Source organism: Stenotrophomonas sp. SrG (genome assembly GCF_050031795.1).
Classification (GTDB): Bacteria; Pseudomonadota; Gammaproteobacteria; order Xanthomonadales; family Xanthomonadaceae; genus Stenotrophomonas; species Stenotrophomonas rhizophila_A.
The window spans coordinates 1-246 of sequence record NZ_JBNBBE010000771.1 but is presented as its reverse complement, the minus strand read 5'-3'; the positions used below and the strand labels follow the sequence as shown (position 1 = coordinate 246).

The window sequence follows — 246 nt, the reverse complement described above, 5'->3', positions numbered from 1 at the left end:
CTACGGCAGCTTTGTGGTGCGTGGCAACGCGGGCACCACGCTGGCGCCGCTGTACCGTGTGGGCGCGTCGTGGCAGGCGGCCAAAAACGACATGACCTGGGCCGCCTGTGCCTACCGTCTGGAGAGCATGGTTGCGTGGCTGGTGAAGGGCCGTGCGGCCGGCGGCCGCGCCACCTGGGCACCGGGCGCCACGGCCGGCGACGTGCTGCACCTGGGGCTGTCGCTGGCGCATGAGCGCTACGACAC

1 protein-coding gene is annotated in these 246 nt (G+C 72.0%); it reads left to right on the top strand.

Going from position 1 to position 246, the window contains the following annotated elements; all coding sequences use genetic code 11:
* Positions 1–246: porin (locus tag ACQG3P_RS21655; RefSeq protein ID WP_426806202.1), on the top strand; the 246-nt coding region annotated here is incomplete at both ends.